The organism is Streptomyces sp. NPDC044704, from assembly GCF_056433525.1.
Genome location: NZ_JBWKGY010000041.1, coordinates 1 through 19,721 on the forward strand (window position 1 = coordinate 1; position 19,721 = coordinate 19,721).

The 19,721-nt window shown below is 70.9% G+C and carries 20 protein-coding genes; 16 read left to right on the top strand and 4 right to left on the bottom strand.

Annotated features, from left to right (window positions below; all coding sequences use genetic code 11):
* The 13 genes from AC07B0_RS40020 to AC07B0_RS40080 form a co-directional block, all read left to right on the top strand.
* Positions 1 to 181 (top strand): hypothetical protein (locus AC07B0_RS40020; RefSeq protein WP_478900565.1); only part of this gene is annotated, 181 nt, incomplete at its 5' end.
* Entirely contained in the window at positions 136 to 633 is a 498-nt protein-coding gene (locus AC07B0_RS40025) for a nuclear transport factor 2 family protein (protein WP_356879477.1), read from the top strand. The genes AC07B0_RS40020 and AC07B0_RS40025, both read left to right, overlap by 46 nt.
* Before the next feature lie 7 nt (positions 634 to 640).
* Complete coding sequence (locus tag AC07B0_RS40030) at positions 641 to 808, top strand: hypothetical protein (protein ID WP_356879479.1); 168 nt, start codon at positions 641 to 643, stop codon at positions 806 to 808.
* Between the two features lie 79 nt (positions 809 to 887).
* Positions 888 to 1,868, top strand: coding sequence for an alpha/beta hydrolase (locus tag AC07B0_RS40035; RefSeq protein ID WP_478900567.1), 981 nt, complete (start codon positions 888 to 890; stop codon positions 1,866 to 1,868).
* A gap of 145 nt (positions 1,869 to 2,013) precedes the next feature.
* Positions 2,014 to 2,700, top strand: coding sequence for a phosphoribosylanthranilate isomerase (locus AC07B0_RS40040; protein WP_356879483.1), 687 nt, complete (start codon positions 2,014 to 2,016; stop codon positions 2,698 to 2,700).
* Between the two features lie 110 nt (positions 2,701 to 2,810).
* Entirely contained in the window at positions 2,811 to 3,479 is a 669-nt protein-coding gene (upp, locus tag AC07B0_RS40045; RefSeq protein ID WP_356879485.1) for a uracil phosphoribosyltransferase, read from the top strand.
* Positions 3,476 to 4,402: an EamA family transporter gene (locus tag AC07B0_RS40050; RefSeq protein ID WP_356879487.1), complete on the top strand. Its 927-nt coding sequence runs from the start codon at positions 3,476 to 3,478 to the stop codon at positions 4,400 to 4,402. Before upp ends, AC07B0_RS40050 begins: the two co-directional genes overlap by 4 nt.
* 156 nt (positions 4,403 to 4,558) lie before the next feature.
* Positions 4,559 to 4,792: a tautomerase family protein gene (locus AC07B0_RS40055; protein WP_356879489.1), complete on the top strand. Its 234-nt coding sequence runs from the start codon at positions 4,559 to 4,561 to the stop codon at positions 4,790 to 4,792.
* 10 nt (positions 4,793 to 4,802) lie between these two features.
* On the top strand, positions 4,803 to 5,747 hold the full coding sequence (locus tag AC07B0_RS40060) for a pseudouridine-5'-phosphate glycosidase (protein WP_356879491.1): 945 nt from the start codon (positions 4,803 to 4,805) through the stop codon (positions 5,745 to 5,747).
* Between the two features lie 70 nt (positions 5,748 to 5,817).
* Positions 5,818 to 6,900 carry an alkene reductase gene (locus AC07B0_RS40065; RefSeq protein WP_356879493.1) on the top strand — a complete coding sequence of 361 codons (1,083 nt, stop codon included), beginning with the start codon at positions 5,818 to 5,820 and terminating at the stop codon, positions 6,898 to 6,900.
* Positions 6,901 to 6,914: 14 nt separating this feature from the next.
* The gene (locus tag AC07B0_RS40070) at positions 6,915 to 7,856 is read left to right on the top strand and encodes a ribose-phosphate diphosphokinase (RefSeq protein WP_356879527.1); all 942 of its coding nucleotides are present in this window, start codon (positions 6,915 to 6,917) and stop codon (positions 7,854 to 7,856) included.
* 306 nt (positions 7,857 to 8,162) lie between these two features.
* Positions 8,163 to 12,008 carry an indigoidine synthase BpsA gene (locus AC07B0_RS40075; protein WP_356879495.1) on the top strand — a complete coding sequence of 1,282 codons (3,846 nt, stop codon included), beginning with the start codon at positions 8,163 to 8,165 and terminating at the stop codon, positions 12,006 to 12,008.
* A gap of 271 nt (positions 12,009 to 12,279) precedes the next feature.
* Positions 12,280 to 13,116, top strand: a complete 837-nt coding sequence (locus AC07B0_RS40080; protein WP_469383702.1) for an AfsR/SARP family transcriptional regulator — start codon at positions 12,280 to 12,282, stop codon at positions 13,114 to 13,116.
* A gap of 88 nt (positions 13,117 to 13,204) precedes the next feature.
* Here AC07B0_RS40080 and AC07B0_RS40085 read toward each other — a convergent pair whose 3' ends face one another.
* Both AC07B0_RS40085 and AC07B0_RS40090 read right to left on the bottom strand, forming a co-directional pair.
* On the bottom strand, positions 13,205 to 14,158 hold the full coding sequence (locus AC07B0_RS40085) for a 3-hydroxyacyl-CoA dehydrogenase NAD-binding domain-containing protein (RefSeq protein ID WP_478900569.1): 954 nt from the start codon (positions 14,156 to 14,158) through the stop codon (positions 13,205 to 13,207).
* A gap of 38 nt (positions 14,159 to 14,196) precedes the next feature.
* A complete protein-coding gene (locus AC07B0_RS40090; RefSeq protein WP_356879501.1) occupies positions 14,197 to 15,216 on the bottom strand; it encodes an acyl-CoA dehydrogenase family protein in 1,020 nt (339 codons plus the stop codon).
* A 355-nt stretch (positions 15,217 to 15,571) separates the two neighbouring features.
* Here AC07B0_RS40090 and rfbA point away from each other — a divergent pair, with 355 nt between their 5' ends.
* A complete protein-coding gene (gene rfbA, locus AC07B0_RS40095) occupies positions 15,572 to 16,507 on the top strand; it encodes a glucose-1-phosphate thymidylyltransferase RfbA (protein WP_356879503.1) in 936 nt (311 codons plus the stop codon).
* Positions 16,508 to 16,587: 80 nt separating this feature from the next.
* Here rfbA and AC07B0_RS40100 read toward each other — a convergent pair whose 3' ends face one another.
* Both AC07B0_RS40100 and AC07B0_RS40105 read right to left on the bottom strand, forming a co-directional pair.
* Positions 16,588 to 17,178, bottom strand: a complete 591-nt coding sequence (locus AC07B0_RS40100; RefSeq protein WP_356879505.1) for an NADPH-dependent FMN reductase — start codon at positions 17,176 to 17,178, stop codon at positions 16,588 to 16,590.
* A gap of 91 nt (positions 17,179 to 17,269) precedes the next feature.
* A complete protein-coding gene (locus tag AC07B0_RS40105) occupies positions 17,270 to 18,184 on the bottom strand; it encodes an NADP-dependent oxidoreductase (RefSeq protein ID WP_469383710.1) in 915 nt (304 codons plus the stop codon).
* A 199-nt stretch (positions 18,185 to 18,383) separates the two neighbouring features.
* Here AC07B0_RS40105 and AC07B0_RS40110 point away from each other — a divergent pair, with 199 nt between their 5' ends.
* On the top strand, positions 18,384 to 19,520 hold the full coding sequence (locus AC07B0_RS40110) for a DegT/DnrJ/EryC1/StrS family aminotransferase (RefSeq protein ID WP_356879507.1): 1,137 nt from the start codon (positions 18,384 to 18,386) through the stop codon (positions 19,518 to 19,520).
* Positions 19,521 to 19,617: 97 nt separating this feature from the next.
* The coding region (locus AC07B0_RS40115; protein ID WP_356880409.1) for an S-adenosylmethionine synthetase N-terminal domain-containing protein at positions 19,618 to 19,721 on the top strand (104 nt) is incomplete at its 3' end.

Below are 19,721 nucleotides of genomic sequence, written 5' to 3' on the forward strand. Positions count from 1 at the left end.
GGCCGAGTTCACCGTCCCCCGGCTGCCCGACTCGGACATCCGCTACGACGCCGCCCTCGGCGGCGGCGCCCTGTGGGACACCGGGGTCTACCCCGCCGCGCCCCCGCCCCCGTACTCCGCCCATCTGGAGAGGCCATGCCTTCGACCTACGACGACATCGCGGACCTGCGCGCACAGGTGAGGATCCTGCGGGACCGCGCCGACCTGCGCGAGCTGTTCGACCGGTACGTCACCGCCCTGGACACGTACGGGGAGGCCGAGCACTACGGGCCCGGCTTCGCCGAGCTCTTCACCGAGGACGTCACCTTCGCCTTCCCGATCGGCACGGCAGCGGGGATCGAGGGCTTCACCGCCTTCCAGCGGGAGGCCGGGGCGCGGTGGGCGCGCACGCACCACCTCAGCGCCAACCACTCCATCGACCTCGACGGGGACCGGGCCACCCTGCGCGTGCAGCAGCTCACCGCCCACGTCCACCGCGGCGGGCCCGGCTCCGCGCGGCGGTTCGAGGTCGGCGGACACTGCGTGGCCGGCGCCGTACGGACCGACTCCGGCTGGAGGCTGAACCGCGTCGCCTTCCACGTCGTGTGGGACTCCGGCGACCGGCTGCCCGAGCTCGACGGAGCGCGGCTGTGAGAACCCGGTGAACGCCGTGCAGATCGCCGGCTACTGGGTGCCCGCCCGGGAAGCCGTACCCGAATCCGTGCACGCGGCGTCGCGGCAGTGCGCGCCGCCGCTGACCGCGCTCCTGCGCCGCCGGGCCCTGTGGGCGCTCGCCGTCGCCCGGGGGCGGGCCGCGCGCCGCCGCTGACCGTCCCTCCCCTTCGACCCGCGCCCGGCCGGCCGGTCCGCCGGTCCGCCGATCCGCCGATCCGCCTGGAGGTTTCCGCATGGCCCCTGCACCGCCGCCCGGCGCGCCCGGAGTCCGGGCCGTCACCCTCGACGCGGACGGGATCCCGCTGTCCGGGCTGCTCGCCCTGCCCCCGGGGGCCGCGCCCCGGGCCCTGCTGGTCGCCCTGCACGGCGCCGGGATGAGCGCGGGGTACTTCCACAGCCGGGCCCGGCCCGGACTGTCCCTGCTGGAGCTCGGTGCCTCGCTCGGACACGCCGTACTCGCCCTGGACCGGCCCGGGTACGGGGCCTCGGCCGCGGTCCTGCCCGAGGGGCAGGACCTGGCGGGGCAGACCGCCACCCTGCTCGCGGCCCTGGACGGCTTCGCCCGCGTGCAGGACTTCGGCGCGGGCACGTTGCTCGTCGCGCACTCCAACGGCGGCCGCCTCGCGCTGTCCGCCGCGGCCGCACTGGGCACGGACGGACCCGGCGGCGCACCCGGACCCCGCGGCGCACCCGGACCGGGCGGCCTGCTCGGCGTGGACGTGTCCGGCATCGCCCGGCGCTTCGCCGTGGAGCCCGGGCAGCTGCCCGTCTCCGGCGGCCGGGTGCAGTGGCGCCGCCACTGGGGGGCGCTGCGGTTCTACCCGCCGGACGCCTTCCGGCTCGGCCAGGAACTGCTGCGGCCCGTGCCCGCGGTGGAGGCCCGGGAGATCCTGCGGTGGCCCGAAACGTACCCCTCCGTCGCGGCGCGGGTGCGGGTCCCGGTCCGCTTCACCTTCGCCGAGCAGGAGCAGTGGTGGAGGCACGACCGAGCGGCAGTGGAGGAATTACTCGCTCCGCTGTCGATGGCGTCCACTGAAGTGGCCCGCCAGCCCGGAGCCGGCCACAACATCAGCCTCGGGTGGGCCGCCCGCACCTACCACCTGCGGGTTCTGTCCTTCCTGGAGGAGTGCCTGCTCGCCCGGGACGTCGCCCGTACCCCGGTTCCGGCGCCCCCTGACAGAGACCTGAAGAAGGTTGACGTGGATCTGACATAAAGCCCGTTGACCCGTGGATCGGTACCTACGAGGCTTTTCGTGAGCATCCCGTGACGTGTAACGAAATCCGTCATACCGGGACACGTCTACTCGTTCTGCCGGTACCCGTTTGATTCATCCTGATTCATCCCGAAAAGGAACACACATGAGTGACGTGAAGGACCTGGTGCAGGTCGCCGGAATCATCGACGCCGAAGAGGCCAAGCTGCTGGCCGAGGAGGGTGTCGACTGGTTCGGTTTCCCGCTCCGCCTCCCGTCGGGCAAGGACGACATATCCGAGGCCGCGGCCACGGAGATCATCGCCGGCCTGACCGCCCCTCAGGAGGGCGTCCTCATCAGCTACCTGACCGACGCGGACGAGATCAGCGCGTTCACCACCCAGCTCGGCGTCAAGGCCGTCCAGCTCCACGGTGACGTGGAGCCGGAGCAGCTGCGCAAGCTCAAGGCCAACCGCCCCGACCTGTACGTTCTGAAGAGCCTGGTCGTGAAGGAGGACAACGCCGAGGAGCTGCTCCAGCTCGTCGACGACGTCGCCGAGTGGGTGGACATGTTCATCACCGACACCTTCAACCCGGCCACGGGTGCCAAGGGCGCCACCGGCCTCACCCACGACTGGAACGTCAGCGCGGAGCTCGTCCGCCGCTCGCCCAAGCCCCTGATGATGGCCGGCGGTCTGAGCCCGGAGAACGTCGCCGACGCGATCCGCTTCGTCAAGCCCGCCGCCGTCGACGCCCACAGCCTCCTGGAGGGCCCCGACGGCCGCAAGGACCGCGCCAAGGTCGCGAAGTTCGTGGCCGAGTCGCGCCTCGCCTTCGCCGAGATCGCTTCCTGACCTCGGCGGCACCCCCCGACCACGTGGCTGTGGCGGCCCGGGGGACCCTCGCGGGTTCCCCGGGCCCGGGCCGCAGTCCGTCTCCACCGACCGACGAGAAGCAGGTTCTCATGGCGACCGGCCACCACAACGTCCACCCGCTGCCGCAGACCAACCAGCTGCGGGCGATGCACACGATCATCCGCGACCGCGGGGCCTCCCGCGCGGACTTCGTGTTCTACTCCCGGCGCATCATCCGCCTCCTCCTGGAATCGGCGCTCGACCAGCTGCCGTTCGACAAGCACGAGGCCACCACGCCGGTCGGCGAGACCTACGACGGACTGAAGTTCGCCGCGAAGCTCTGCGCGGTCCCCGTGATCCGGGCCGGCGACTCCATGCTGGACGAGCTCCGCAACGTCGTGCCCGACGTCCGCGTCGGAAAGATCCTCATCCAGCGGGACAAGACGACCAAGCTCCCGCACCTCTACTACAAGAACTTCCCGGACGACATCGCCGACCGGCACATCCTGCTCCTGGAGCCGATGCTCGCCACCGGCGGCAGCGCCAACGCCGCCATCGAGGTGCTTCTGGAGGCGGGGGTCCGCGAGGAGAACATCGTCTTCGTCAACTTCATCGCCGCGCCCGAGGGCATCGAGGCCGTCCACCGCGTGCACCCGGCCGTCAAGATCGTCACCTCCTCGGTCGAACAGCGCCTCAACGAGAACGCGTTCATGATCCCGGGCATCGGCGACTTCGGCGACCGTTACTTCGGCACGACGGACTCGGCCGTGGTCCGATGAAGAGCAGCCGCACGCTCGCGGACTCCGCGCTCACGGCGCTCGCGCCGGCGATCTGGGGTTCGACCTACCTGGTGACCACGGAGCTGCTCCCCGAGGGCCGCCCGCTGCTGGCCGCCGTGCTCCGCGCCCTGCCCGCGGGCCTGGTGCTGGTGCTCATCGGCCGGACGCTGCCGCGCGGCATCTGGTGGTGGCGGGCCCTGGTCCTGGGCGTCCTGAACATCGGCGCCTTCTTCTACCTGCTCTTCGTCGCGGCCTACCACCTGCCGGGCGGCGTCGCCGCGCTGGTGATGTCCATCCAGCCGATGCTGGTGCTGCTGCTGGGCGCCGTACTGCTGAAGGACAAGATCAAGCGGGTCCACGTCATCGCCTGCGTGCTCGGCGCCGCCGGCGTGGCCCTGCTGGTCCTCCAGCCGAACGCCGGCCTCAACGCCACCGGTGTCATCGCCGGTCTGCTCGGCGCGGTCAGCATGGCCTCCGGCATCGTGCTCACCAAGCGGTGGGGCCGCCCCGAAGGCGTGGGCCTGCTGCCCTTCACCGGCTGGCAGCTGACCGTCGGCGGACTGGTCCTGCTCCCGATCGCGCTGATCGGCGAGGGCCTGCCCGACGAGATCACCGCCGACAACCTGTGGGGCTTCGCCTACCTGGGCATCATCGGGGCCCTGTTCGCCTACGCGATCTGGTTCCGCGGTGTGCAGCGGCTGCCCGCCCTGGCCGTCTCGTTCCTGAGCTTCGCCTCGCCCCTGGCGGCCACCCTGCTCGGCTACTTCGTCCTCGACCAGTCGCTCTCGCCGCTCCAGATCGCCGGAGCCCTGACCGTGGTCGCGGCCGTGATCCTGGCCCAGCCGAGGTCCGGCAAGCCCAAGCCGGAGACCGAGGCCGAGCCCGCCCCCTCCAGCCCGCGGGAATCCGTCCAGGCCACCTAGGCCCCGGCTTCCCGCTCCCCGAAGCTCCCCGCCCGGCCCCCGCCCCCCGGGCAAGGGCGCGGAGTGGTGGTGGCACACCGCGGCCTCCCCCGTCCGCGGTGTGCCGCCCACCCCATGACCAGCCGTGACACGACGACCCGTGAGAGGACCGAGTCCGTGCCCCACATCCACGTCAGGCACTACCCGAGGGACTTCACGGCCGAACAGCTCAGGGCGATCGACGAGGCGGTCACCGCCGCCGTGACGCGCACCTTCGCCACCGGCGAGGACACCGTCTCGATCTCCCTGGAGCCGGTCACACCGGAGGACTGGGAAACCCAGGTCCTCGACGAGATAGCGGCCCGCCGGGATCTGCTCCTCAAGCCGCCCGGCTACTGGAACGAGAGTTGAGAGAACCCCGATGAGCGCAAGCAGCGGCATCCCCGTCGTCTACACCGAGGAGGTCCGCGAGGCCCTCCACGACGGCGCGGCCGTCGTCGCCCTCGAGAGCAACGTCATCACGCACGGCCTGCCCTACCCGGACAACGCGGCCACCGCCCGCAAGGTGGAGGACGCCGTACGGGCCGGCGGCGCCGTGCCGGCGACGATCGCCCTGGAGGCCGGCGAGATCCGGGTCGGCATGTCCGAAGCGGACATCGAGCGCTTCGCCTCCCTGCCGGGCATCCCCAAGGTGTCCAGCCGGGACATGCCCGTCGTCCTCGCGCGGGGCGGCCTGGGCGCCACCACGGTGGCGACCTCCGTCGTCGCGGCCGAGCTCGCCGGTATCCCCTTCTTCTCCTCCGCCGGCATCGGCGGCGTGCACCGCGGCGCCCAGGACACCTGGGACGTCTCCTCGGACCTCATCCAGTTCACCCGTTCCAAGGTCGCCGTCGTCTGCGCGGGCGCGAAGATGATCCTCGACCTCGGTCTGACCCTGGAGTACCTGGAGACGCAGTGCGTCCCCGTCGTCGCCTACCGCTCGGACGACTTCCCCGCCTTCTACTGCCGGACGAGCGGCCACCGGGCGCCCCACCGCCTGGACGACGAGCAGGAGATCGCCCGCGCCGTCGAGGCCCACTGGGCGCTCGGCAACAACAGCTCCTTCCTGATCACCACCCCGGTCCGGGAGGAGGACGCCATCGACTCCGCCGAGGTCGACACGGCCATCCGCGCCGCCGTCGCCGAGGCCACCCGCGACGGGGTCTCCGGCCAGGGCATCACCAAGTACCTGATGCGCGCCGTCGACGCCGCCACCGACGGCCGTTCCGCCCGCGCCAACATGGCCGTCCTCGCCACCTGCGCCGAAGCGGCGGGCCGACTCGCCGTCGCCCACTCCCGGCACCTCGCCGAGCGCGCGGGCCGCTGATCCGCCGCGCCCTTCCGGCGTTCCCGAACCACCTCCGTACCACGCGTTGAACCTGAATCTGGAGAGACACATGTCCGAGAAGCTGTTCGAGCCGGTCACTCTGGGGAAGCTGGCCCTGAGCAACCGAGTGGTCATGGCACCCATGTCCCGCAACCGCGCCACCGCCGAGGGCCTGGCGACCGAACTGATGGCCACCTACTACGGCCAGCGGGCCGGAGCCGGCCTGATCATCAGCGAGGGCATCCAGCCCAGCGTCGTCGGCCAGGGCTTCGGCAACAGCCCCGGTCTGCACTCCCAGGCCCAGGTCGAGTCCTGGAAGCCCGTCACCGACGCCGTGCACGCGGGCGGCGGCAAGATCGTGGCGCAGCTCATGCACGCCGGCCGCATCGGCCACCCCTCGCTGTACCCGAGCGGCCACCAGTCCGTCGCCCCGTCCGCCGTCACCGCGGCCGGCCAGGCCTACGGCCCCGAGGGCCCGCTCGACTACCCCGAGCCGCGCGCGCTGACGGTCGAGGAGATCGCCGAGGTCGTCAAGGAGTTCGCCGACGCCGCGCAGAACGCCATCGAGGCCGGCTTCGACGGCGTCGAGGTCCACGCGGGCAACGGCTTCCTCCTCCACCAGTTCCTGGCGGACAACTCCAACCAGCGCACCGACCAGTACGGCGGCTCCGTCGAGAACCGCGTCCGCTTCGCGATCGAGGTGATCGAGGCGGTCTCCGAGCGCATCGGCGCCGACCGCGTCGGCGTGCGCATCTCGCCGTCCAACCCGTACAACGACATCGTCGAGGCCGACCCCCGCGGGCTCTACGAGGCGTTCGTCGCGGCCCTCCCGCCGGTGGCCTTCCTGCACGTCCTGGAGGGCGGCAACCGCGACCACACCGAGGCGCTGCGCGCCCAGTGGACCGGCACGATCATCCTGTGCCCCCACCCGGAGAACGGCGTCCCGGTCACCGCCGAGATCGCCACGGCGGCGCTGGAGGCCGGCGTCGGCTGCGCCATCGCCTTCGGCTCGGCGTTCATCGCCAACCCGGACCTGCCGGAGCGCCTGCGCACCGGTGCCGCGCTGGCCAAGGACGACCAGAGCAAGTGGTACGGCGGCGACCACACCGGCTACACCGACTACCCGACCTTCGAAGCGGCCGGCGCGGCGTGAGCGGCTCCGGACAGATGCTGCTGTTCTCGGGGCGGGCGCACCCCGAGCTCGCCGAGGCCATCGCGGCCGAGCTCGGCACGACGCTGGTCCCGACGAAGGCGATCGACTTCGCCAACGGCGAGATCTACGTCCGCTACCACGCCTCCGTGCGCGGCGCCGACTGCTTCGTGATCCAGAGCCACACGGCCCCGATCAACAAGTCGATCATGGAACAGCTCATCATGATCGATGCGCTGAAGCGGGCCTCGGCCCGCAGCATCACGGTCATCCTGCCGTTCTACGGATACGCGCGGCAGGACCGCAAGCACAGCGGCCGCGAGCCCATCTCGGCCCGTCTGGTGGCGGACCTGCTGAAGACCGCCGGCGCGGACCGGATCCTGACGATCGACCTGCACGCCGACCAGATCCAGGGCTTCTTCGACGGCCCGGTCGACCACCTCTTCGCCATGCCGGTCCTCGCGGACTACATCGGCTCCCGGGTGGACCGCGAGGCGCTCACGGTGGTCTCGCCCGACGCCGGCCGCGTGCGCGTGGCGGACGGCTGGTGCGACCGGCTGGGGGCGCCGCTGGCCATCGTCCACAAGCGGCGCGACAAGGACGTGGCCCACCAGGTCACGGCCCACGAGGTGGTCGGCGAGGTCCGCGACCGCGTCTGCGTCCTGGTCGACGACATGATCGACACGGGCGGCACGATCTGTGCCGCCGCCGACGCCCTGTTCGCCCAGGGCGCGCGGGACGTCATCGTGGCGGCCACCCACGGCGTGCTCTCCGGGCCCGCCGCGGACCGCCTGAAGAACTCGCAGGTCAGCGAGTTCGTCTTCACGGACACGCTCCCGGTGCCCGGGTCCCTCGGACTGGACAAGGTCACCGTCCTGTCGATCGCCCCGCTCATCGCGAGCGCCTCCCGTGAGGTGTTCGAGAACGGATCGGTCACCCGGCTGCTGCAAGGCCGGTGACCGCCCGGACGGGCGGGCCGACGGGGGCCCGTCCGTCCGTACGGGGAGGCGGGTGCACGCGCCCGCCACCCTTCCACCACAGGGCGCTCCGGCTCCGGCCGCCGCGCCCCCCACTCTTCGGTTTCTCCTCGCCGAGTCGCCACCTCGGCTTCTGACGGTTCACCGCCCCGCGGCGTCCGCTCGCGCGGAGGTCCCCCCACGCACGGTGAGCCGTCGCACCACCGGGCCCGCCGCAACGCCGGAGCCCCGTGGCGCGGGCGTCCGAGCACGCCCGCTGTTCCACAACGGAAAGTAAGGAAGCGGGAAATGACTCTTCAGGAGACCAGCGTGCTCGAGCCCACCCTTCGCGGGACCAAGACGTTGCCGGGCCTGCTCGCCGATCGGGTCGCCGAGCACCCGGAAGCGACCGCCGTCATCTACCGGGACGAAAAGCTCACCTACCGGGAACTGGCGGCCAGAAGCTCCGGACTGGCCGACTACCTGAGACACCTCGGTGTCTCGGCCGACGACTGCGTCGGCCTGTTCGTCGAGCCCTCGCTCGACCTGATGATCGGCGCCTGGGGCATCCTGTCCGCCGGCGGCGCCTACCTGCCGCTGTCCCCGGAGTACCCGGAGGACCGGCTGCGCTACATGATCGAGAACAGCCAGGCGAAGATCATCCTGGTCCAGCAGCGCCTGGTGTCCCGGCTGCGCGAGCTGGCCCCGAAGGACGTCACCGTCATCACGCTGCGCGAGTCCGAGGCGTTCGTCCAGCCCGAGGGGCTTCAGGACCCCGAGACGGCCGGCGCCCGCCCGGACAGCCTGGCGTACGTCATCTACACCTCCGGCAGCACCGGCAAGCCCAAGGGCGTGATGATCGAGCACGGCTCGATCGTCAACCAGCTCGGCTGGCTCCGCGAGACGCACGGCATCGACCGCAGCAAGGTCGTCCTGCAGAAGACCCCGATGAGCTTCGACGCCGCGCAGTGGGAGATCCTCTCCCCGGCCAACGGCGCCACCGTCGTCATGGGCGCCCCCGGCGTCTACGCCGACCCCGAGGGCCTCATCGAGACCATCGTCAAGCACGGCGTGACCTCCCTCCAGTGCGTCCCGACGCTGCTCCAGGGCCTCCTCGACACCGAGAAGTTCCCCACCTGCACCTCGCTGCGGCAGATCTTCAGCGGCGGCGAGGCCCTGTCGCGCATCCTCGCGACGCAGACCACGCAGGAGATGCCGGGCCGGGAGCTCATCAACCTGTACGGGCCGACCGAGTGCACCATCAACTCGTCCTCGTACACCGTCGACCCCGCCGCCCTGGAGGAGGGACCGCAGTCCATCTCCATCGGCAGCCCCGTGCACCGCACCGAGTACCACATCCTCGGCAAGGACCTGAAGCCCGTCGGCATCGGCGAGATCGGCGAGCTGTACATCGGCGGCGTCCAGCTGGCGCGCGGCTACCTGCACCGCCCCGACCTGACCGCCGACCGGTTCCTGGAGATCGAGCTCGCCGAGGGCGCGCCGCCGGTGCGCCTGTACAAGACCGGCGACCTGGGCCAGTGGAACCCGGACGGCACGGTGCAGTTCGCCGGACGCGCCGACAACCAGGTCAAGCTGCGCGGCTACCGCGTCGAGCTGGACGAGATATCCCTGGCGATCGAGAACCACGACTGGGTCCGCAACGCCGCCGTCATCGTCAAGAACGACGGCCGCACCGGCTTCCAGAACCTGATCGCCTGCGTCGAGCTGAGCGAGAAGGAAGCCGCCCTGATGGACCAGGGCAACCACGGCTCCCACCACGCCTCGAAGAAGAGCAAGCTCCAGGTGAAGGCGCAGCTGTCCAACCCGGGCCTGCGCGACGACGCGGAGCTGGCCGGACGCACCGCCTACGACCTGCCCGGCGTCCACGCGACGCCCGAGCAGCGCAGCCGGGTGTTCGCCCGCAAGACGTACCGCTTCTTCGAGGGCGGCGAGGTCACCGAGGCGGCCCTGCTGAAGCTGCTCGGCGCCAAGGTCCCCTCGGCCTACTCGCGCAAGGCCGCCGACCTGGCGCCCGCCGAACTGGGCCAGATCCTGCGCTGGTTCGGCCAGTACGTCAGCGAGGAGCGCCTGCTGCCCAAGTACGGCTACGCCTCGCCGGGCGCGCTGTACGCGACGCAGATGTACTTCGAGCTGGAGGGCGTCGCCGGGCTGAAGCCCGGTTACTACTACTACCAGCCGGTCCGTCACCAGCTGGTCCTCATCAGCGAGAAGACCCCGACGGGCAAGCCCACCGCCCACATCCACTTCATGGGCAAGCGGGGCGGCATCGAGCCGGTCTACAAGAACAACATCCAGGAAGTCCTGGAGATCGAGACCGGCCACATCGTCGGCCTGTTCGAGCAGGTGCTGCCCGCGTACGGCCTCGACATCCGTGACCTGGCCTACGAGCCGGCCGTCCGCGAGCTCCTGGACGTGCCGGAGGAGGACTTCTACCTGGGCACCTTCGAGCTCGTCCCGCACACCGGGCAGCGCGAGGACCACGCCGAGGTGTACGTGCAGACGCACGGCGGCAAGGTCGCGTCCCTCCCGGCGGGCCAGTACCGCTACGCGGACGGCGAGCTCACCCGCTTCTCGGACGACGTCGTCCTCAAGAAGCACGTCATCGCGATCAACCAGTCGGTGTACGAGGCCGCCAGCTTCGGCATCACCGTGGTCAGCCGGGCCCCCGAGGAGTGGATGCACTACGTCACCCTCGGCAAGAAGCTCCAGCACCTGATGATGAACGGCCTGGGCCTGGGCTTCATGTCCTCCGGCTACAGCTCCAAGACCGGCAACCCGCTGCCCGCGGCGCGCCGGATGGACACGGTCCTCGCGGAGCGCGGCGTGCCCAGCGGCCCGTCGTACTTCTTCGTCGGCGGCCGCGTCAGCGACGAGCAGATCGGCCACGAGGGCATGCGCGAGGACACCGTCCACATGCGCGGTCCGGCCGAGATGATCCGCGACGACCTCGTCAGCTTCCTGCCGGACTACATGATCCCGAACCGGGTCGTGGTCTTCGACCGGCTGCCGCTGTCGGCGAACGGCAAGATCGACGCGAAGGCGCTGGCCGCCTCCGACCAGGTCAACGCCGAACTCGTGGAGCGCCCCTTCGTCGCCCCGCGCACGGAGACCGAGAAGGAGATCGCCGAGGTCTGGGCGAAGGCCCTGCGCCGCGAGAGCGTCTCCGTCCAGGACGACTTCTTCGAGTCCGGCGGCAACTCGCTGATCGCCGTCGGCCTCATCCGCGAGCTCAACGCGCGCCTCGGCGTCTCCCTGCCGCTGCAGAGCGTCCTGGAGTCCCCGACGGTCGAGAAGCTCGCCCGGCGCCTGGAGCGCGAGGTCGCCCAGGAGTCCTCGCGCCTGGTGCGGCTGCACCAGGAGGGCACGGGCCGGCCGGTGCTGTGCTGGCCGGGTCTGGGCGGCTACCCGATGAACCTGCGCACCCTCGCCGGCGAGATCGGCCTCGGCCGCTCCTTCTACGGCATCCAGGCGCACGGGATCAACGAGGGCGAGAGCCCGTACGCGACCATCGGCGAGATGGCCGCGGCCGACATCGCGGCCATCAAGGAGCTCCAGCCGAGCGGCCCCTACACCCTGTGGGGATACTCCTTCGGCGCCCGGGTGGCCTTCGAGACCGCCTACCAGCTGGAGCAGGCGGGCGAGACGGTCGAGAACCTCTTCCTGATCGCCCCGGGATCGCCGGCGGTGCGCGCCGAGAACGGCGCCGAGTACGGCCGTGAGGCCTCCTACTCCAACAAGGCGTACACGACCATCCTGTTCTCCGTGTTCACCGGCAGCATCAGCGGCCCGGACCTGGAGAAGTGCCTGGAGGCCGGCAAGGACGAGCAGTCCTTCGCCGAGTTCATCAGCGAGCTCAAGGGCATCGACGTCGACCTCGCGAAGCGGATCATCGACGTCGTGGGCCAGACGTACGAGTTCGAGTACTCGTTCCACGAGCTGGCCGAGCGCACCCTCGACGCGCCGGTGACCATCTTCAAGGCCCGCGGTGACGACTACTCGTTCATCGAGAACAGCAGCGGCTACTCGGCCACCCCGCCGACGGTCATCGACCTCGACGCCGACCACTACAGCCTGTTGCGCACGCCGGACATCGGCGAGCTGGTGAAGCACATCCGCTACCTGCTCGGCGAGTAGGAGACCGGTCCAGAGAAGCGGCCGCCCCGCCGGAGAAATCCGGCGGGGCGGCCGCATTTTTTTTGTCATTTGACGGGAGGTGGAGACACCTGTGCATTGGGCACTCAATTATGACGCAAATTGACGCCATTCTGACATGTGGCCGGTTGACGTGCATATTCGTCCTACAAGAGACTTTTTATAATTGCAGGCGGACGGCTCATCGCATTCCCGGCCCCGTCGACGACCGCTCGGAAAATGCCAATGTCTTGCTGACGAGGAGTTACATTCCATGCGTTTCAATCTCATTGGACCCTTCGAGATCGTCGCGGACGACGGCAGGATCTACCGCCCCGGTACCCCGAAGGTCTGCCAGACGCTGGCCCTGCTGCTCACGCGCCCCAACGAGATCGTCACGGCCGACGCGCTCATCCAGGAGCTGTGGGGCGAGAATCCGCCGCGCAGCGCGGTCACGACGCTCCAGACGTACGTCTACCACGCACGCCGGATGTTCGTGAACGAGTCGCTGGTGCCCGCCGGGCGCTCCCTGATCGTCACCAGCGCGCCCGGTTACTCGATCCAGGTGGAGGATTCGGAGATAGACATCCGGATATTCGAGCGGCTGGTTTCCCAGTCCCGTCTGGAATTGAGCGACGACGACGCGCTCGGCGCGCTGCGGACCGTCCGCGAGGCCCTCGACCTCTGGCGCGGGCCGGCCCTGTCGAACTTCCCCGCGGGCGACATGCTCACCGGCCACATCGTGCACCTGGAGGAGCTGCGCATCCGCGCGTACGAGATCCGCATCGAGTGCGAGGAGCGGCTCGGCTGGCACCGCGAATCCATACCGGAGCTCCGCAAGCTGATCAACGACTACCCGCTCAACGAGTGGTTCCACGGCCAGCTGATCGGGGCCCTCGGTGCCGCGGGCCGGCGCGCGGAAGCCCTCCAGGCCTACCAGAACGTCCGGCGGCTGCTCGCCGACGAACTGGGCCTGGAGCCCTCGTCGGAACTCAAGCAGCTCCAGGCCCGCCTGCTGAGCCCGCTGCCGCAGAAACAGGCCGCCCCCCGGGTGCCCGCACAGGACCGCGCCGAACCCCGCGAGCAGGTCGCGACGTGGACCGGCGCCTGACCCGCCGCGCACACGGGACGGGTCCCGGCGGGGTCCGAAAACCCCGCCGGGACCCGTCCCGTCGCACCGGCGCCCGCGGGCGCCCGCCTCACTCCGCTCCGGTCGCCCCGGACACCTCGGCGAGCGAGCGCAGGATCGCGGTCTGCTTCGCGTCGCGCTCCCGCACGTGTTCCTCGTACGTCTTCGCCCCGTACGCCCGTTCCGCCTGCTCGATCAGCGACCGCACCGTCTCCTCGTCCATCGACGGACGGCCGAGCCCCTCCCAGCCGCGCTCCAGACCGGAACCGAGCGTGCCCAGCCACTTGCGCAGGCCGCCCTGCCCGCCGCCCAGGTGGAAGGCGAGGAACGGACCCACCGTCGCCCAGCGCAGCCCGATCGAGTGCGTGACCACGCGGTCGAGTTCCTCCAGCGTGACGACGCCTTCGCGCACGAGGTGGATCGACTCGCGCAGCAGCGCCGACTGGAGCCGGTTCGCCGCGAACGCCATGACCGGCTTGTGCAGGACGACCGGCACCCGGCCGACCGACTCGAAGAACGCGACGGCCTCCGCCACGGCATCCGCCGAGGTGCGCTCACCGGCCACGACCTCCACCAGCGGCACCACGTGCGGCGGGTTGAAGGGGTGACCGACGACCAGCCGCCCCGAGTCGGCCATCCGGGCACCCATGTCGTCGGGGTTCAGCGTGGAGGTCGAGGACAGGAGCAGCGCCCCCGCCGGCGCCGCCTTGCCGATCCGCTCGTACAGCTCCTGCTTCAGCTCCAGGTTCTCCGGCGCGTTCTCGACGACGACGTCGGCGTCCGCCACCGCACGTTCCAGGTCCGGCTCGAAGGTGAGGCGCTCCGCGAAGCCAGCCGGATCCGCGCAGCCGTCCGGCAGGTACGGTGCGAACAGCTCCAGGCCCTCAGCCACGATCCGCGGCGCGTCCGCACGACGGCTGTTGACCCGTACGTTCAGCCCGTGGCCCAGGAACAGGGCGATCCAGCCCAGCCCGATCGTGCCCGCGCCGATCACCGTGACGGTGCGCCGGTGTTCCCCGCTCATGTCCTTCTCCCCACTTCGAAATGATCTGTTGGTGCGGGTCACGGGGAGCAGAGCCCTTCGACGGGGTCCACGAGCCGTGACCCGTAGGCGTCGCCGACCGGATCGAAGTCCAGCGCCACATGGCTGGACAGGCTGTGCACATCGCGCCAGATCCGCTGCAACGGATGCCCGGTCAGCTGCGCCGCACTGCCCGCGGAGCGCAGCAGCCGCTCCACGACGTCCACCAGCTGCTCCACCGCGTACGCGCAGTCGGCGGGGGTGCGCACCAGTTCCATCGCCGTCACCTCGGGGGCGTCCGCGATCCGCGCGGCCCGCGCCAGCAGCAGCGCGGCCCCGTCGACGGCGATCACGGCGCGGGCGAGGGACAGGCGCAGCCCCCGGTCCTCCCCGGCCGCCCCCGCACCGGAGTGCTCGGCCCACACGCGCAGCGCGGCCCGGGCCGCACCGAGTGCGGGGGCCCCGAAGAGCAGCCCGCTCAGCAGGCGCAGCGGAACGGTGTGGCAGCGGGCGTCGGAACCGACGCCGCGCCCGTCGGCCATGTCCTGCCGGGCGAAGCCGCGGTGTGCGGGAACGAAGACGTTGTCGGCCAGCAAGGTGTTGCTGCCGGTGCCGCGCATGCCGACCGAGGCCCAGGTGTCAGCCACCTGGTAGTCCCGGCGGGGGAGGGCGAAGAACCACGGAGCCTGCTGGTCGCCGCCCTGCGGGACCATCGCGCAGACCAGGGCCCACTCGGAGAAACCGACCGCGCTGGTGAAGTCCCACTCACCGGTCACCCGCCAGCCTCCGCTGACGGCGGTGGCACTGCCGCGGGGCATCAACGCACCCACCACGGGGGTGTTCGCGCCCCCGGCCCACAGCTCCTCCTGCCCCGCTTCGGGGAGGAAGGCGCCCATCCGGCCGGCGCCCGCGATGACCGACGCGCACCAGGCGGTCGACGTACACCCCTGGGCGAGGACGTCGAGCGCGTCCAGCAGACCGGCGGCGGAGCCGGCGTCCCCACCCCAGCGGGCCGGGACGAACAGACGGGCGAAACCCGCGTCGACGATTCCGTCGGTCACCGGGCGCGACAGCATGCGATCGGAGTCGGCCCGGTCCGCGTAATGGACCGCTACGGAGGCCAACTCCTGTGCTCTGGCATACAGTCCGGCGTCCGACGGCTGGCTCGGCATCCGTACCACTTCCTCGCTTGTCCGTGGCGTCGCGCCAGGCGGGTGGCAATGCCGCCAACCCTCGCCCCGCCGGATCCAGCTCCGCTGGAAGTCCGCTCGACGGAGGCCCGGTGGAGAAACGTCCCGGTCTCCCTGGACAACACTCCTGGTACCTCTCGACCCACGCTCGACCGCGGCCGCGCAGCCTCGAACGGCCATGGGCTCGTGACGGCCATGGCCCCACGACGACGCGAGGTGACCATCAGTGAAGGGAATCATTCTGGCCGGAGGCAGCGGCACCCGGCTGTACCCCATCACCCTGGGGGTGTCCAAGCAGCTGCTGCCCGTCTACGACAAGCCGATGATCTACTACCCGCTGTCGGTCCTGATGCTGGCCGGAATCCGCGACATCCTCATCATCTCGTCGCCCCGGGACCTGCCTCAGTTCCGTGAGGTGCTGGGCGACGGGAGCGAGCTCGGCATCACGCTCTCGTACGCCGAGCAGCAGCAGCCGCGCGGGCTCGCTGAGGCCTTCACCATCGGCGAGGAGCACATCGGCGACGACTCGGTGGCCCTGGTCCTCGGCGACAACATCTTCCACGGGCCCGGCTTCTCGCTGCTGCTCCAGGAACACATGCCGCACACCGACGGCGCGCTCCTCTTCGGCTACCCGGTGCGCGACCCCGAGCGGTACGGGGTCGGCGAGGCGGACGAGAACGGCCGCCTGATCTCCCTGGAGGAGAAGCCGGCCAAGCCGCGCTCCAACCGGGCCATCACCGGCCTGTACTTCTACGACAACGACGTGGTCTCCATCGCGCGCGGCCTGCGTCCCTCCCCCCGCGGCGAGCTGGAGATCACCGACGTCAACCTGGACTACCTGGCCCGCGGCAAGGCCAACCTGGTGGACCTCGGCCGGGGCTTCACCTGGCTGGACACGGGAACCCACGACTCGCTGCTCGACGCCGGGCAGTACATCGCGACCCTGGAGCACCGCCAGGGCCTGCGCATCGCCTGCATCGAGGAGGTCGCCCTGCGCATGGGCTTCATCGACGTGGAGCAGTGCTACCAGCTGGGGAAGGTCCTCGGGAAGTCCGGCTACGGGCGCTACGTCATGGAGATCGCCGAATCGCTGCGGGGCGCCGGCCCCGAGGAGATCGCCGGGATCCTGAGCCGGCAGCGGTTCGACGGCTGGGCGGCCTGACCCGCGGCCCGCACCGCGCAACGACGGCGGGGCCCCGCGGACGTCATCGTCCACGGGGCCCCGCCGTCGTGCGCCGGGCCTCAGTTCCCGTACGGGCGCGCCGCGCGGCCCTCGCGCAGGGTGACGCCCCACCAGGCGAGCTGGTCGAGGAGCACCGACGCGGCCTTCGAGCTGCCGCCGTCGTCGTCGAGCAGACGGCCCTCGTCGTCGAAGCGCTCCCAGGGGTTGTGGAAGCTCACCGTGTCGCGCATGGAGACGGCGTGCAGCTCGGCGAAGACCTGGCGCAGCTGCTCCACGGCCCGCAGACCGCCGGCGACACCGCCGTACGAGACGAAGCCGACGGGCTTGGCCCGCCATTCGTTGTACACGTAGTCGATGGCCAGCTTCAGCGAGGCCGGGTAGCCATGGTTGTACTCCGGGGTGATCACGACGTACGCGTCGAGACCGTCGATGCGGGCCGCGAGGTTGGGCGCCTCGGAGGGGGTGCCGAGCGGGTCGAGGTTCAGCTTCAGCTCCTCGACGAGGGCCGGCTCCGACAGGTCGATGACGTGGATCTCCATGTCGTCGCGCTGACCGGCCTCGGAGACGAACCAGCGGGAGACCTTGTCGGCGAAGCGGCCGGTGCGGACGCTGCCCACCAGGACACCGACCTTGAGCGGGTTCTCGGACATGACGTACCTCTTTCACGGAATGCGGAAGGAAGAAGGGTGAGGGGCGGGGCCGTGGCGGCACGGGGGCGGCCGCCACGGCCCGCGGAAGGACTCAGTCGGTGAGCAGGACGATCTTGCCGCGGCCGTGGCCGGTCTCCAGCTCGCGGTGCGCCTCGGACGCCTGCGCCAGGGGGAAGGTCCGGCGGACGTGGACGCGCAGCTTGCCGCTGTCGACCAGGCCGGCCAGCTCGCTCAGCCGCTCCTGGTTGCGCTGGCTGCTGAGCCAGCGCACGCCGAGCTCCTCGTGCACCCCGAAGGCGAAGATGGTCCCGACCCGGTCCTTGTCCGCGACCAGTTCGGCGGCCACGCGCAGACCGTCGGCGCTGGCCGTGTCGAAGGCGGCGTCGACGCCTTCCGGCGCGAGGGCCCGGACGCGGTCGGCGAGGCCCTCGCCGTACGTCACCGGCACGGCACCGAGCTCGCGCAGGTACGCGTGGTTGTCCTCACGGCCCGTGGCGATGACCTTGGCTCCGCGCAGCACGGCCAGCTGGACCGCGATGGTGCCGACGCCGCCCGCGGCGCCGTTGATCAGGACGGTCTCGCCCTTCGACACCTTCAGCACCTCGAGCGCGGTGTGCGCCGTCTGCCCGGAGGCGGACAGGCTCCCGGCGACCTCCCAGGGAACACCCGCCGGCTTGGCGACGATCTGGTCAGCGGGCACGGTCAGGTATTCGGCGTACGTGCCCTGGAGACGGTATCCGAGGACCTCGTCACCGACCGAGAAGCCCGTGACGCCCTCACCGATCTCGTCCACGATGCCGGCGAAGTCGCCACCCGTGACGTGCGGGAAGGTGATCGTGACACCGGGCGGATTCCATCCGGTGCGCACCGCGCAGTCGGTCGGCTGGGTGCCGGCCGCCTTCACCCGGATCCGGACCTCGCCGGGACCCGCCTGAGGGGTGGGCACCTCAAGGAGTTCCAGTACCTCAGGTCCGCCGAACGCGTGGAATCCCGCAGCCTTCATCATCAACGCCCCTTAAATAATGTGCTGTTCAGCCCGGCCCGTGGAGGCCTTGGTGACGAACGTAGAACCTCAAGCCGAGTTGAGGTCAAGCACGGTCCGGAAGGAAAGACCGGAATGGGGTCGTCCTCCACCGGCTCTCCACCCCTCGTCGAGCCCCTATTACGACGATCGCGGCCATCTGTCCGGATCAGAGGGGAACCCCGTGATACATCTCTTCCAGCCGCAGACCGGAGACGAGGAGCTCGCCGCAGTCGCCGAGGTGTTCGCCGACAAATGGCTCGGCCACGGGCCGCGCACCAAGGCGTTCGAGGCGGAGTTCGCCGCCCACCTGGGGGTGGACGCGGAGAAGGTCGTCTTCCTGAACTCCGGCACCGCGGGCCTCTTCCTGGCCCTGGAATGCCTGGACCTGCGGGACGGCGACGAAGTGGTGCTGCCCTCCCTGAGCTTCCTCGCCGCCGCGAACGCCGTCCTCGCGGCCGGCGGCCGCCCCGTCTTCTGCGACGTGGACCCGCGCACCCTGAACCCGGACGCGGCGCACGTCGAGAGCGCCCTCACCGAGCGCACCAAGGCCGTCATCGTGCTCCACTACGGCGGCTACCCGGGCGACGTCAAGGCCATCGCGCAGCTGTGCCGCGACCGGGGCGTCACCCTGATCGAGGACGCCGCCTGCTCGGCCGGATCGCGGGTGGACGGCCAGGCCGTGGGCACCTTCGGCGACCTCGCCATGTGGAGCTTCGACGCGATGAAGGTCCTGGTCACCGGCGACGGCGGCATGCTCTACGTACGCGACGCCGAGCTCGCCGCCCGCGCCCGGCGCCTGGCCTACCACGGTCTCGCCCAGCCCAGCGGGTTCGGGCACGCGAAGGTCTCCCACCGCTGGTGGGAGCTCGACATCCCCGAGCCCGGCCGCCGCGTCATCGGCAACGACATGACCGCCGCGATCGGCCGGGTGCAGCTGCGCCGGCTGCCCGAGTTCGTGACGCGCCGCAAGGAGATCGTCGACCTCTACGACCTCGAACTCGCGGGCGCCGAGGGCATCGCGCCGCCCCCGCGGCTCCCCGACGGCCACGAGTCCACGTACTACTTCTACTGGGTGCAGCTGGACGCGGAGATCCGCGACGAGGTGGCGAGCGAGCTGCTGGCCGCCGGGATCTACACCACCTTCCGCTACGCGCCCCTGCACAAGGTGGCCGCCTACCGGTCCGAGGGACAGGTACTGCCCTCCTCGGACATCGCCTCGGGCCGCACCCTGTGCCTGCCGCTGCACCCCGGCCTGTCCGACGACGACGTCCGCACGGTCGCGGCCACCCTGCGCAAGGCCGTCGACGCCCGCCGGTAGGGGCCCGTCACCCCCCGACCGGCCCGCTCCTCGACCGGATCTCCAGCGAAGTCGGAGACGGTCGCCACCCGCCCGCAACTTCAGGAGGAAGCTGCTCGTGTCCCGCCGCCTGTTCACCTCGGAGTCCGTGACCGAGGGTCACCCCGACAAGATCGCTGACCAGATCAGCGACACGATCCTCGACGCGCTCCTCACCGAGGA